At 69.6% G+C, this 13,842-nt stretch carries 13 protein-coding genes; 7 read left to right on the top strand and 6 right to left on the bottom strand.

What is annotated here, in order from left to right:
* Window positions 1-88: 88 nt before the first annotated feature.
* Window positions 89-2,686 (bottom strand): ATP-dependent Clp protease ATP-binding subunit, encoded by a 2,598-nt coding sequence (locus tag ABMA10_RS05965; RefSeq protein WP_431031297.1) that lies wholly within the window; start codon window positions 2,684-2,686, stop codon window positions 89-91.
* 236 nt (window positions 2,687-2,922) lie between these two features.
* Here ABMA10_RS05965 and ABMA10_RS05960 point away from each other — a divergent pair, with 236 nt between their 5' ends.
* From ABMA10_RS05960 to ABMA10_RS05945, 4 genes are all read left to right on the top strand, one after another.
* Window positions 2,923-4,380, top strand: coding sequence for an MFS transporter (locus tag ABMA10_RS05960; RefSeq protein WP_347867534.1), 1,458 nt, complete (start codon window positions 2,923-2,925; stop codon window positions 4,378-4,380).
* Window positions 4,381-4,445: 65 nt separating this feature from the next.
* Entirely contained in the window at window positions 4,446-5,027 is a 582-nt protein-coding gene (locus ABMA10_RS05955) for a winged helix-turn-helix domain-containing protein (protein ID WP_347867533.1), read from the top strand.
* A 16-nt stretch (window positions 5,028-5,043) separates the two neighbouring features.
* Entirely contained in the window at window positions 5,044-6,141 is a 1,098-nt protein-coding gene (locus ABMA10_RS05950; RefSeq protein WP_347867532.1) for a serine hydrolase domain-containing protein, read from the top strand.
* Window positions 6,138-6,548: a hypothetical protein gene (locus tag ABMA10_RS05945; protein ID WP_347867531.1), complete on the top strand. Its 411-nt coding sequence runs from the start codon at window positions 6,138-6,140 to the stop codon at window positions 6,546-6,548. Before ABMA10_RS05950 ends, ABMA10_RS05945 begins: the two co-directional genes overlap by 4 nt.
* A gap of 33 nt (window positions 6,549-6,581) precedes the next feature.
* Here ABMA10_RS05945 and ABMA10_RS05940 read toward each other — a convergent pair whose 3' ends face one another.
* The 4 genes from ABMA10_RS05940 to ABMA10_RS05925 are packed head-to-tail and all read right to left on the bottom strand — an operon-like array spanning window position 6,582 to window position 10,174.
* Window positions 6,582-6,998 (bottom strand): RbsD/FucU family protein, encoded by a 417-nt coding sequence (locus ABMA10_RS05940; RefSeq protein ID WP_431031296.1) that lies wholly within the window; start codon window positions 6,996-6,998, stop codon window positions 6,582-6,584.
* A 47-nt stretch (window positions 6,999-7,045) separates the two neighbouring features.
* Entirely contained in the window at window positions 7,046-7,882 is an 837-nt protein-coding gene (locus ABMA10_RS05935; protein ID WP_347867529.1) for an amidohydrolase family protein, read from the bottom strand.
* Entirely contained in the window at window positions 7,879-8,835 is a 957-nt protein-coding gene (locus tag ABMA10_RS05930; RefSeq protein ID WP_347867528.1) for an aldo/keto reductase, read from the bottom strand. Before ABMA10_RS05930 ends, ABMA10_RS05935 begins: the two co-directional genes overlap by 4 nt.
* Window positions 8,828-10,174 (bottom strand): L-fuconate dehydratase, encoded by a 1,347-nt coding sequence (locus ABMA10_RS05925; RefSeq protein WP_431031295.1) that lies wholly within the window; start codon window positions 10,172-10,174, stop codon window positions 8,828-8,830. The genes ABMA10_RS05930 and ABMA10_RS05925 overlap by 8 nt, the downstream gene beginning before the upstream one ends.
* 183 nt (window positions 10,175-10,357) lie before the next feature.
* Between ABMA10_RS05925 and ABMA10_RS05920 the strand changes: the two genes are divergently transcribed.
* Entirely contained in the window at window positions 10,358-11,260 is a 903-nt protein-coding gene (locus ABMA10_RS05920) for a fumarylacetoacetate hydrolase family protein (protein ID WP_347867526.1), read from the top strand.
* Window positions 11,257-12,027 (top strand): SDR family NAD(P)-dependent oxidoreductase, encoded by a 771-nt coding sequence (locus tag ABMA10_RS05915; protein WP_431031294.1) that lies wholly within the window; start codon window positions 11,257-11,259, stop codon window positions 12,025-12,027. The genes ABMA10_RS05920 and ABMA10_RS05915 overlap by 4 nt, the downstream gene beginning before the upstream one ends.
* 169 nt (window positions 12,028-12,196) lie before the next feature.
* Here the strand turns inward: ABMA10_RS05915 and ABMA10_RS05910 are convergent, their stop codons facing one another.
* Entirely contained in the window at window positions 12,197-12,907 is a 711-nt protein-coding gene (locus ABMA10_RS05910) for a MarR family winged helix-turn-helix transcriptional regulator (protein ID WP_347867524.1), read from the bottom strand.
* Between the two features lie 52 nt (window positions 12,908-12,959).
* Here ABMA10_RS05910 and ABMA10_RS05905 point away from each other — a divergent pair, with 52 nt between their 5' ends.
* Entirely contained in the window at window positions 12,960-13,598 is a 639-nt protein-coding gene (locus tag ABMA10_RS05905; protein WP_347867523.1) for a hypothetical protein, read from the top strand.
* Window positions 13,599-13,842: the final 244 nt, after the last annotated feature.

Here is a 13,842-nt window from a genome sequence, read left to right as displayed (position 1 = left end):
CGCCTCGCTCGACCGCCGACCCCACCGCACGCCACGAACGGGGCCCGTGCATCTCGTCGATGCACGGGCCCCGTTCAGCTCGGTGTCGTCACGCTGCCAGGGACACGACCGCAGCATGCTCGCTGACGACGATGGCGCCGTCGACCGCGTCGACCCGGACGACCGAGCCGTCTCCGACTCCGCCTGCCACCACGAGCTCGGCGATCCTGTCGTCGACCTCGCGCTGGATCAGACGACGCAACGGGCGCGCACCGTACTCGGGCTCGAAGCCGAGCTCGGCCAGCAGCGCGAGCGCTGCCGGCGTCGTCTCGAGCGTCGCACCACGGGAGGCGAGGCGCTCGGTCGTGCGGCCGAGCATCAAGCCGACGATCTCCTGCAGCTGGACCTGATCGAGCTTCCGGAACAGGACGATCTCGTCGATGCGGTTGAGGAACTCGGGTCGCATGGCCTCGCGCAGCTTGCCCATGACGCGGGCACGCAGCGCCTCCTCAGAGCCGAAGCCCGTCGGGTCGTCCGCACCACCGGCGACGAAGCCCATGGCCCCGGAACGCGAGGCGAGGAACTCGGAACCGAGGTTCGAGGTCATGACGATGACGGTGTTGCGGAAATCGACCGTGCGACCCTGACCATCGGTGAGGCGCCCGTCGTCGAGGACCTGCAGCAGCAGGTTGAAGACGTCGGGGTGCGCCTTCTCGATCTCGTCGAAGAGCACCACGGAGTACGGGTTGCGGCGCACGCGCTCGGTGAGCTGACCGGCCTCGTCGTAGCCGACGTAGCCTGGAGGGGAACCGACAAGGCGCGAGACCGTGTGGCGTTCACCGAACTCGCTCATGTCGAAACGCAGGACGTTCTCCGAACCGGACGCCGTCGACGAGGCGAACAGGGATCCCGCGAGCGCCTTCGCGAGTTCGGTCTTCCCCACACCCGTCGGACCGAGGAAGAGGAAGCTGCCGACGGGTCGGTTCGCGTCTCCCATGCCGGTGCGGTTGCGCCGGACGGCCTTGGCCACGGCGGTGACGGCGTCGTGCTGCCCGATGACGCGGGCGTGCAGTTCGTCCTCGAGGCCGGCGAGTCGTTCGCGCTCGCCCTCGGTGAGACGGCTGACGGGGATGCCCGTCGCTCGGGAGATGACCCCGGCGATCTGCGCCTCGTCGACGACGGCCGCGCTGTCGAGGCGAGCGCCAGGACCTGCGGCCGCCTCGTCGAGCTTCGCCTGCACCGCGTTCATCGCGTCCCGGTGCCGGGACGCCTCCTCGTAGCGCTCGGCCGAGACGCTTGCGTTCTTCGACGCTTCGAGGGAGGCGAGTTCCTCGACGAGTGCACTCACATCGACCGTGGTACCGAGACGCAGGCGCAAGCGGGCTCCGGCCTGGTCGATGAGGTCGATCGCCTTGTCCGGCAGCACGCGGTCGGGCAGGTAGCGGGCCGAGAGCTCGACCGCGGCGCGGAGGGCGTCGTCGGTGAAGCGCACCGCGTGGTGCTCCTCGTAGGCCGGGCGAAGGCCGTCCAGGATGAGCACGGCGTCCTCGATGGAGGGCTCGCCGATGCGTACCGGCTGGAAACGACGTTCGAGCGCCGGGTCCTTCTCGATGCCGCGGTATTCGCGCAGCGTCGTCGCACCGATGAGGTGCAGCTCGCCGCGTGCGAGGCGTGGTTTCAGGATGTTGCCCGCGTCCATGCCGCCCTCGCCGGAACCACCGGCGCCCACGACCGCGTGCACCTCGTCGATGAAGACGATGAGCTCCGAGCGGTTCGCCGCGACCTCGTCGAGCAGGCCGGTGAGGCGTTCCTCGAAGTCGCCGCGGTAGCGGGTGCCTGCGAGCATGGCGGGCAGGTCGAGCGAGATGACGCGCTTGTCGCGCAGCTGCTCGGGGACGTTGCCGTCGATGATCGCCTGGGCGAGCCCTTCGACGACGGCGGTCTTGCCGACGCCCGCCTCGCCCACGAGCACCGGGTTGTTCTTGGTGCGCCTGGAGAGGATCTCGATCGCCTGCTCGATCTCGTCGCCACGACCGATCACGGGGTCGAGCGAACCGCCGGCAGCAAGCGCTGTGAGGTCGGTGCCGAAGCGGTCCAGCATGGGCGTGTCGGAGTCGAGGTCGTCGGTGCCGTCATCCGCGCCGCCCTCGGCCTGGACGCCGGGGTCTCCGAGCGTCTGACGCATGCCCTGCGTGAGGGCGTCGGCCGTGACCCCGGCACGTGCGAGCACTTCACCGGACGGGGAGTCCTGGTTGATGACGAGCGCGAAGAAGAGGTGCTCGGGGTCGACGTAGGTCGATCCCGCGGCGCGGGCCACCTGGTAGGCGTGGAACAGGGCGCGCTGGGCCGACGGCGTGATCGCCGGGTCCTTGGCGCTGGGCGAGGAGGCCTGCGGGAGGCGCTGCTCCGCGGCACGGGCGATGACCCTGGGGTCGACGCCGAGGCGCGCGACGGCATCCTTCGCGGGCTCCTCGCTCACGATGACGCGCAGGATGTGGAGGGCGTCGAGTTCGTTCTGGCCGCGTTCGAGCGCGAATCGGCCGGCGCGCTGGAGGATCTCCTGTGTGCGTGCGGTGAGGAAGCGGCTGAGGTCGATGGTGCGAGCCGAACGCGCCCGCTCGCCCTCGAGGTACCGGGCGAGGAAGTCGTCGAAGGACGACGATCCACCGTCGGCAGAGTTGCTGTCCGGAGTGAAGTCTTCGGGCACGTGAACCTCCTGGATTCAAACTTGAGTGTCTTGCGCTCAAGTTCAACGCGGCGGCCCTCGTCCTATTCCCGCGCGTCCTTCCCGTCCCAGCCAATCCCCAGCGTCCACAACTCCTGCTGCCGGCATCAGGCTCGACAGATCAGGTCAGCTGATCTCCTGTGCCGCCCGGATTGCAGGAGTTATGGACGAGCAGGGCGCGCTACCGCCCGTTCACCACGCGGCACTAGCCTCAGACCATGAGCACGACTCCCACTGGCGACGACAGCATCGAGGGCACGGGCGCCGAGGACGCCCCGCGCCTCGGATCGCGACCACGCAACTTCCCGCCGTCGCCACTCGTGGGTCCGGACGCGGCGGCGGCGACCGTCGACCTCGACACCTCGGTCGTGGCTGCGGTCAAGGCGCAGTCGGGCCGCAAGGGTCGCATCTTCGCGTGGAGCCTGTGGGACTGGGGCTCCGCCTCGTTCAACGCCGTGGTCACGACCTTCGTGTTCACCGTCTACCTGACGAGCAGCTCGTTCGGCGAGGAGGCAGCGGTCTCGGCGTCCCTCGGTTGGGCGCTCGCCGCCGCCGGCCTGCTCATCGCCATCCTCGCCCCGGTCGTCGGACAACGCTCGGACTCCGCCGGTCGCCGGAAGTTCTGGCTCGGCTTCAACACCTACGTGGTCGTCGCGATCACCGCTCTGCTGTTCTTCGTCGCGCCCGACCCGGACTTCCTCTGGCTGGGCCTCGTGCTGCTCGCCGTCGGCAACATCGTGTTCGAGTTCGCGGGAGTCAACTACAACGCCATGCTCGCGCAAGTGTCGACGCCCACCTCCATCGGCAAGGTCTCCGGCCTCGGCTGGGGCATGGGCTACATCGGCGGCATCGTCCTGCTGCTCATCGTGTACTTCGGCTTCATCTCCCCCGAGGTCGGTCTCTTCGAGGTGACCGGCGAGAACGGCACGGACGTCCGCGCGGCGATGCTCGTCTCGGCGGCCTGGTTCGGGGTCTTCGCACTGCCGGTCCTACTCGCCGTGCCCGAGTACCACGCACCCCGGGCCGTCGCCCGGCCGCACGTCGGGTTCTTCGCCTCCTACGGGGTGCTCGCGAAGAGCATCGCCGAGCTCTGGCGCGACAGCCGCCAGACGCTGTACTTCCTCCTTGCGAGCGCCGTGTTCCGCGACGGCCTGGCCGGTGTTTTCACCTTCGGTGGCGTCCTCGCCGCTGGCACCTTCGGCTTCTCCCCTGGTGAGGTCATCATCTTCGCCATCGTCGCGAACGTCGTCGCCGGGGTCGCGACGATCACCGTCGGCCTCCTCGACGACAAGGTCGGTCCGAAGCCCGTCATCGTCGGCTCGCTCATCGGACTCGTCATCGCCGGGAGCACGGTGTTCCTCTTCCACGAGGGCGGCGCGACGATCTTCTGGATCTTCGGGCTCATGCTCTGCCTCTTCGTCGGGCCCGCGCAATCGGCCAGCCGATCATTCCTCGCGCGCATCATCCCCGAGGGCCGCGAAGGCGAGGTCTTCGGGCTGTACGCCACGACGGGTCGAGCGGTCTCGTTCCTCGCGCCCACCGCGTTCGCGCTGTTCGTCACGCTCGGTGGCGAGCAGTTCTGGGGCATCCTCGGCATCGTGCTCGTGCTCCTTGTCGGCCTCGGGCTGCTGCTGCCCGTGCACGCGAAGCAGGGCAGGTTGGGGAGCCGCAGCTGACCGCTCTCGGGAGAGTCGCCCGAAAGAGCTTGATTACGTAATGTCGTAATTTGTACACTGGTCGCATGACGATCACGGACGGCGACGACCTCGAAGCGCGTCTCCAACGCCTCGAAGCGGCGGTGTTCGCGCGCGCGGCGACGCCGGATCACGCCGACCACCCGACGCCCGTCAACGGGCGCACCGACGACCACAGTCCTGGCGACGACACGTTCTGGGCGCTCCACGGCCTCGAAGACCGCACCGCCGAGCTCGAACACGGCTCCGTCCTCTTCGCCGGCTCAGTCACGGTCGCCGCGGGTCCCGTGCAGTGGCAGTACGCGCGGACCACGGACGACCTCCTCGCGATCGCCGATCAGCACGCGACCGACGAGCAGGCGTCGACGGAACGGCTCGCCCGGGCGACCAGCCGACTCGCGGCGATCAGCTCGCCCGTCCGCCTGCGGCTCCTCCTCGCCGTCACGAACGGCACCACGACCCTCGCCGAACTCGGCGCGCTCGACGGCATCGGCACCACCGGTCAGGTCTACCACCACGTGCGCGTGCTGACGGCGGCCGGCTGGCTGCAGTCCTCCGGGCGCGGACGCGTCGCGATCCCAGCGACGCGGATCGTCCCACTCCTCACCGCGCTCGCCGCCATGGAATGACCAGGAAGGACATCGCATGACCATCGCCACACGCACCGACACCCGGCGCCGAACCGTCTGGATCGTCGCCGCCGCCTGCACGGCCGTCGCCCTCGCGGTCGGGCTCGCGTTCCGCCCGGGCCCGTCGAAGCTGCCCACGACGACGACCGGCGACGCCGCACTCGCCGTCACGGTCCGCGAGCTCGTCGGCGAGGACCGCAAAGCCGTCATCGCCGCAGTCGTCACTCCCGACGGCACCCGGACCACCGCCATCGGCGCCGCGGACGACACCCGCTTCGAGATCGGTTCCATGAGCAAGGCGTTCACCGGGCTGCTCCTCGCGGACGCCATCGAACGCGGCGAGGTGACTGCGACCACCCGGGTCGGCGACCTCCTCGACCTCGGGGACACCGCCGTCGCGGACGTCGCCTTGGAAGCGCTCGCGACCCACAGCTCGGGCCTCCCCCGCCTGCCACTCACCATCGGAACCGCACTGTCGTCGGCGTGGTTCGCCATCACGACGACGAACCCGTACGGCGAGGACGTGGAACAGCTCCTGGAGCAGGCTCGCAGCGCCGCACTGGACACACCGGCGGGCACCTACTCGAACTTCGGTTTCGAACTCCTCGGCGCCGCTCTGGGTGCCGCGGCAGGCCTCGACTACGCCGAGCTCCTGCGCGAACGCGTCACCGAGCCACTCGGTCTCGATGCGACGGCGCCAGTCGCGGCAGATGCGGAACTCGGCACGCTGGACCTCCTCGGCGAGACGACGGGCGGCAGGACTGCCGCGGCATGGACCGGAACCGCGCTCGGCCCGGCGGGCGGCATCCGCTCGACCGCGACAGACCTCACCCGGTTCGCCGAGAGCCTCGCGACCGGGACGACGCCGGGCATCGATGCCCTCCGACCGCGGGCGGAGCTCGGTGAATCCGAGATCGGTTGGGCCTGGATCACCGATCGGGCGGCGATCGACGGCGAGGACCTCGTCTGGCACAACGGCGGGACCGGTGGCTTCGCATCCTTCATCGGTGTCGTCCCGTCCACCGGCACCGCGGTGGTGCTCGTCTCGGCCACCCAGGAGTCCGTCGATGCGGCGGGAATCGCCCTCCTCGAGCGGATCGGAGCGGAGCGATGATCGATCTCATCGTGCCGGCGGTCGTCCTCCTCGTCATCGCCTGGTTCGTCACCCTGCAGGTGCTCCACGCCTGGACGAGCGGTCGATGGGCGGCACCTGACCGCTTCCGACTCGTCGTCGACGCCGTCGACAGCATCGTGGTGCTCGCCCTGGTCCGAGCCCTGGCGGCCCCCGTCGGCGTCTGGTCGTGGGTCTGGGTGTTGGCGGTCGCGGTCGTCGGCTTCGCCCTCGCCGGCGCCGCGCTGCGCTGGCCGTCGCTCCCCTGGCACGCACCGAAGCCGAGGAGGACCATCGACGAACAGGGCACGATCGTCGAGACGGCCGGAGCGACCCGGGACCGACGACGCCGGATCATGGCAGGGGTCTACGTTGCCGCCGGGATCGCGATCGTCGCACTGTGCTGGTGAGTCCACACCGCCGCTCGCGCAGGACGAGCCGGATCACGCGCCCGGCGTCACGAGGCCTTTCCGCAGCGTGACGTTGCCGTACTTCCGCGTCTCGCCAGTGCGGATGACGAGGAACGCGGTCGCCGCCTCGTCGTAGTAGGCGAAGCGATCGACGAAGCGCACGGCGTCCAGACGTGTCCCGGCCGCGGCGATGAGCTCGTGCTGGACGTCGAGGACGGTGCCGTCGGCGCTCGTCATGAGGTCGAGGACGGGTTCGTCGTCGAGCGGGATGACGGTCCGCACCGCGCGGAGCACCTCCGGCGTGCTCAGCGTCGGCAGGACCACCAGGCGCGACGACAGCCGCGCGGCCGGGAAGTGCGCATCCGCAATGACCACCGCGTCCGAGTGCCCCATCGCGTCCAGGTGCAGCAGCAGCTCGCCGCTCAGCATCGGGTCGATCCCTGTCAGCATCGTGACCTCCTCGTCAGTGTCGCGTTCATCTCGACTGCTCGATCATGTCAGCCGGGCACCAGCCCATACACCCGCGTCGCGGTTCCGCCGAGCAGCGATCCCCGTTCAGCCGGCGAGAGCTCGTCGAGCAGACTCGTGAGCTCCTGCCAGACCTGCGCATAGCCGCCGCTCGTGACGGAGACGGGCCAGTCGCCACCGAGCATCAAGCGGTCAGGGCCGAATTGGTCGAGCGCGAGCTCCCAGGCGCGTCGTGCGTCGGAAGCTGTGAACGGGCGGCCCGCTTCGCACAGCCCCGAGACCTTCGCGACGGTGTTGGGCAACGCGGCAGCCGCGACCAACTCCGCCGACCACGCCTCGAAGGGCCCCGCGTCGCTCGGTGGCTTCGCCAGATGGTCGATCACGACCGTCAGCCCTTCCACCGCTCTGGCGAGGGTCGTGGCGTCCGCGAGCAGACGCGGATAGGCGTTCGGGATGTCGAGCGTGAGACCACGCTCGGCGAGGAGTGCGGCGAGCCGACGCCCGTCCGGCGCGAGCAGCAGCCCGTCGCGTGGGTCGTCGTGCAGGAGTTGCCGGACGCCGCGAAGCGACCGACGATCGGCCAGGCGGTCGAGCATCGCTTCCGCGCGAGTGGCGTCGTCGATCGGCACCCACCCGACGACACCCGCGATCCACGGGTGCGCGTCTCCGGTGTCGAGCAGGAACGCCGTGTCGGCCTCGGTGTCGTCGGCCTGGACGAGCACGGCACGGTCGACGCCGGCTGCGTCGAGCTCGGCGCGCGCCTGCTCCACCGAGAAGTCCTCGCGGAGCGCCTCCGGTGCGGCATCGAGCCAGCGGTAGCCGCCGTCCCGGTTCCACAGATGCAGGTGCGCATCGATCGAGGTCATCGGCCGAGCAACCCGGCATCGTCGAGTGCCGTCCAGAAGGCCTCGGGGATGACCGCCTCGAAGCGTTCCACGTTCTGCACCATCTGGGCAGGTCGTGACGCGCCGACCGCGACGGTCTGCACGGCGGGGTGGCGCAGCGGGAACTGCAGCGCAGCCGCCGGCAGCTCGACGTCGAACCTGCGGCATACCTCGGCGATCGCCACCGCTCGATCGAACACCTCCGGCGGCACCGCGCCGTACTCGTACCGTCCGTCCGGGTCGGGAACAGTCCGCGCGAGCAGCCCGGAATTGAAGACCGACGCGGCGACGACACCGACACCGTGCTCGATGCAGGCGGGCAGGACGTCGGCGGCCGCGGGCTGCTCGGCGAGCGTGTAGCGACCGGCGATCATGATCAGGTCGGTGAGCCCCGTCCGGACGGCGGCCAGCAGCGCGTCGACATCCATCGATCCGATACCGATCGCACCGACCAGACCCTCATCGCGCAGGGCCGCGAGCGCCGGAATCCCCGAGGATATCCCCGTCTCGGGATCGTGTCGTTCGGGGTCGTGGAGGTAGAGCACGTCGACGCGATCGAGTCCGAGTCGCGCGAGGGACTCGTCGAGCGAGCGGCGGACTCCGGCCTCACTCGCATCCCACTCACGCCGCAGCGTGGCCGGGACCGCGAAGTCGTTGGCGGTGTCGAGCGTGCCCTCGCCCTCAGGATTCGGGACCAGGAGCCGACCGACCTTGGTCGACAGCACGTATTCGTCCCGCGGCTTCGTCTGCAGGAACGCGCCCAATCGCCGCTCCGACAGACCGAGACCGTAGTGCGGTGCTGTGTCGAAGAAGCGGACGCCGCGGTCCCACGCCGCGTCGAGGATGGCCCAGGCCTCGTCGTCGGTGAGGGCACGGTACAGGTTGCCGAGGTTGGCGGCGCCGTAGGCGAGGCGTGGCACCATGAGCTCAGTCATGCGCGGCGGCGACGCGCTCGGACGTGGGTGCTGGCGCAGACGGCGTGGTCGGCGTGGTCGACGGCCGGAACTCGAACGCCGCGATCGACGACGACAGCATCTCGGAACCACCGCCCGGCGCGAGCGGTGCGCGATAGCGACCGGCCACGATCTCCACCGGTTCGGTGAAGTGTTCATGCAGGTGGTCGACGAATTCGATCATGCGTCCATCCTCGCTGCCCGAGACGGCGACGAAGTCGAACATCGACAGGTGCTGCACCGCCTCGCACAGGCCGACGCCGCCGGCGTGCGGACAGACCGGCACCCCGAACTTCGCGGCGAGCAGCAGGATGGTCACGTTCTCGTTGACGCCTGCCACCCGGGTCGAGTCGATCTGCAGGATCTGCAGGGCATCCGCCTGGAGGAACTGCTTGAACATGATGCGGTTGGCCATGTGCTCCCCGGTCGCCACGGGAATCGGTGCGATGCCGCGGGCGATGGCAGCGTGTCCGAGGATGTCGTCGGGGCTCGTCGGCTCCTCGATCCACGCCGGGTCGAAGGGCGCGAGTCTTGCCATCCATTCGATCGCCTCCGCGACGTCCCAGCGCTGGTTGGCGTCGACCGCGATGCGGATGTCGGGTCCGACGGCGTTCCGCGCGATCCCCAAGCGACGGACGTCGTCCTCCACGTCACCGCCGACCTTCAGCTTCACCTGCGTGAATCCGTCGGCAACGGCCTCGCGGCACAGTCGGTCGAGCTTGGCGTCGGAGTATCCGAGCCAGCCGGGCGTCGTCGTGTAGGCGGGGTAGCCGGCAGCGAGGAGTGCTTCCGTGCGTGCGGCACGACCCGGCTCCGCACGGCGCAGGATGTCGAGGGCGTCGTCGGGCGAGAGGACGTCGCTCAGGTAGCGGAAGTCGACGAGTTCGACCAGTTCCTCCGGTGACATCGTCGACAACAGCTGCCAGAGGGGCCGGCCTGCCCGCTTGGCCTTGAGATCCCACAGAGCGTTGACGACGGCGCCGATCGCCATGTGCATGACGCCCTTCTCCGGGCCGAGCCAGCGGAGCTGGGAGTCGTAGACGAGTTCGCGCCAGAAGGCGCCGAGGCTGTCGAGCACGGGTTCGACCTCGCGGCCGAGCAGATGGTCACGCAGCGCCTGGATGGCCGCGACCTCGACGTCGTTGCCCCGGCCGATGGTGAACACGAAGCCGTGGCCCTCGAGGCCGTCGTCCGCGTCCGTCACCAGGCGGAGGTACGCGGCCGAATAGTCCGGATCGGGATTCATGGCGTCCGAGCCGTCGAGGCTGGTCGAGGTCGGGAACCGGACGTCGTGCGTCTCGAATCCGATGATGATACTCACGGGGGCGTGCTCCTTACGGGTGGTGAAGTGAGCATAAACATCGGATGTCTCTCGTGTCAATCTCTCCCTACGGACGGAATATGTCTCCATCAAGCGCCACGTTCGCGTTAGAGTTCAGATGTTATCGGCTACGAGGCCGGGTCCCAGACGCCTGCGGACACCGGCGGACCCGGAAGGACCAGCATGCGATTCGCCAGACTCGGCGCAGTGGACGCGGAGATCCCCGTCGTCTTCGTGGGGGACACCGCGCACGACCTCCGTTCGATCACGACCGACATCGACGGGGGCTTCCTCTCCGGCGGCGGCGTGGAGCGCACCCGTGCCGCTCTCGATGCGGGGACACTGCCGGAACTCGCCGGAGCGGAGGACCTCCGCATCGGCGCACCGATCAGCCGGCCCAGCGCCGTCGTCTGCATCGGCATGAACTACGCGGCCCACGCTGCGGAGTCGGGATCAGCTCCGCCCGAGATCCCCATCATGTTCCTCAAGACGCCCAACACGGTCGTCGGGCCGAACGACGACGTCCGCATCCCCCGCGGCAGCACCAAGACCGATTGGGAGGTCGAGCTCGGCATCGTCATCGGCGAGCGCACCTCCTACCTCGACAGTCCGGCGGAGGCCCGCAGCCGCATCGCCGGTTTCGTCACCGCCAACGACGTCTCCGAGCGCGACTTCCAGATCGCCGCGAGCGGCGGGCAATGGTCGAAGGGCAAGTGCGCACAGGGCTTCAACCCGACCGGTCCCTGGTTGGTGACGCCCGACGAGGTCGATCCGTCCGCACTCCGGCTCCGCAGCTGGGTCAACGGGGAACCACGACAGGACTCGACCACCGCGGACCTCATCTTCGACGTCGACACCGTGATCTGGCATCTCAGCCAGTACGTGCAGCTGGAACCCGGAGACCTCGTGCTCACCGGCACCCCCGAGGGCGTCGCACTGTCCGGCCGGTTCCCCTATCTCTCCGCAGGCGACGTCTGCGAGGTCGAGATCGAAGGACTCGGGCGCCAGCGCCAGCGGTTCATCGACCCGGTGCCGGGCGTCGCGCCCGCCGCGAAGCCGTCCGAAGCGCTCGGGGCGACCGCATGAGCGGCGAGCAGGGCGGCGAGTTCGTGGGTCTTGTCGCCGTCGTGACGGGCGGCGCCTCGGGCATCGGTGCGGCGATCGTCGAGCGACTCGCCGCCGAGGGCGCGAGGGTCGCCATCCTCGACCTCAACCCGTCCGTCGAGGCGGACTCCTCCACCCGGTTGTCGGTGCGCGCGAACGTCGCTGACGACGTCTCGGTCCGAGCCGCGATCGCCGCCGTCGTCGAGAGGTTCGGCCGTCTCGACATCGTCGTGAACAACGCGGGCATCGGTGCGCAGGGCAGCATCGAGGACAACGACGACGACGAGTGGCATCGCGTCTTCGACATCAACGTCGTCGGGATGGCGCGCGTCACCCGTGCCGCCCTGCCGCATCTGCGGGAGTCGCCGTCCGCAGCGATCGTGAACACCGCGTCGATCGCTGCAACCGCCGGACTCCCCCAGCGGGCGCTCTACTCGGCGACGAAGGGGGCGGTACTGTCACTGACACGGGCGATGGCTGCCGACCATCTGCGTGAGGGCGTGCGTGTGAACTGCGTCAGCCCGGGGACAGCCGACACCCCCTGGGTCGGCCGACTCCTCGATTCTGCAGCCGATCCGGTCGCAGAACGCGCAGCACTCGAGGCGCGCCAGCCGCACGGCCGTCTTGTCGCCGCCGATGAGGTCGCCGGTGCTGTGGCCTACCTCGCGAGTCCGCGTTCAGGCTCGACCACCGGCACCTCGGTCGCTGTCGACGGTGGCATGCAGGAGCTCCGCCTCCGCCCCCAGTGACCCCCTGCCTCCTGCTCCCCCGCCGCAGCCCCAGCCCCAGCCCCAGCCCCAGCGTTCTCCCATTCTTCTCCTCGCTCACTCAGGAAGGCCTCGGCGCGGCGCCTCCCACCCACGACCAGCCCGGGCGACACGCCGGCGACTTCCTGAGATGGGTCACCGGGGAGGCGCGTCAGCGCGGCCCGTCGGCGGCGTCAGCGCGCGGCCACGCGGCGACGAACCGGGTGAGGTAAGCGGCGAACTGCGCAGCCTCCTCCTCGGTGAAGCCGGCGAGCGCGTTCGTCACGGCATCACGGCGGCCTCGGTGGGCCTCCTGCAGGACCGATCGGCCTGCGGCGGTGAGCTGCACCACGCTGCGACGTCCGTCGTTCGGGTCGACGGCTCTCGCCACCTCACCCCGCTTCGTCGCCTCTGCCACGAGCCGGCTCGCCCGCGGTTGGTCGACGCCGATCGCCTCGGCCAATGCACTGATGCCCATGCCGTCTGCCACGCCCGGTCGTGCGAGTGCGTCGAGCATCCGGAAGCGCGCCGCCTGTGCGATCGCCTGCTCGCGGGGATGGCGCGCGCCTGGGCCAGGACCCCAAGCCGCTCCGCCTCCCGGACCCCACGGACCTCCGAACCCCGGGCCGAAGCCGGGGCCACGACCCCGGCCACGGCCGGACCCGTCGCCGACGCGTTCACTGTCGCCGTCGACATGTCCATGGGCCCCTCCATGCTCATCGTGCTCGCCGCGCTGATGCCCTCCAGGCCCACCTCGCCCCCCGCGACCACCGAAGTGACGTCTCGACTGGTCGCGCCGGATCTGCACGAGTGCCTGCTCGATGCGCTGCACGGCGTCCGTTCCTGTGGGTTCGCTGGGCTGGTCTTGACGATTCTCGGACATACATGTCATTATACATTTACATGTAACAACACATGCAAATGATTGGAACCCTATGAACACCCCACAGACTTCCCCAGAATCCACCCGCCCGTCCACCGAGCGCCAGCTCGGCTACTGGCTCCGCACCGTCGACCATGCGATCAAGGGATCGATGCATGACGCCCTCACCGAGGGCGATCTCGGCCGACGCGCCTGGCGCACCCTCAGCGGGATCGAGTCCGGCGCCACGAGCGTCGAGCAGATCGATGCGGCTCTCCCCCCACGCCGACGCGGTCCGCGCGGCCCGCAGGGCTTCGGCCGCCGTAGCGGCTTCGGTCCCGACGTCGCTCCCGGCTTCCACCCCGGGTTCGGCCGCGCTCCGTTCGCGCCCGATCAGCACGGTCACCACGGCCCGCGTGGTCACCGTCGCTCCACCGAGGAGATCGTGATGGACTTCGCCGCTCGTGGCTGGGTCACGATCGACGCAGACGGCATCGCCCTCACCGACGCTGGTCGTGAGGCGCACTCAGCGCTCCGGACCAAGGTCGAGGCAGTCCGACAGACAGTCACCGATGCCGTCTCGCCCGAGGACCTCGCGACCACGCTCATGAGCCTCGAGAGCATCGCCCGAGCCTTCGGCCGGGACGAGGGCAACACGCACGAGCGCGGTCCTCGTCGTCGCTTCGGTCGCGGCCTACGCGGCAACCGCTAACCGGTCGCTGGCGCCTTCCGCCCATGCGGACGCCAACCGACTTCCATGCAAAGAGCCCCGAGCAGCAATCGCTGCCCGGGGTTCTTTCCGTTCACAACTCCTGCGGCCCCGCCAGATCCCCTTCCGGAGCCCGCCGAAGTCGCTCTGATCGCTCACCCGCAGGAGTCGTGCACATCAGCGCGACACCACCAGAGACAGAACCAAGCTGACCAGTCCTGCCTTGCTCACAACTCCTGCAATCCGC

The organism is Plantibacter sp. RU18, assembly GCF_050613355.1.
GTDB lineage: Bacteria > Actinomycetota > Actinomycetes > Actinomycetales > Microbacteriaceae > Plantibacter.
Note: the sequence above shows the minus strand (reverse complement) of the source record. Positions and strands in the feature narration are given on the sequence as shown.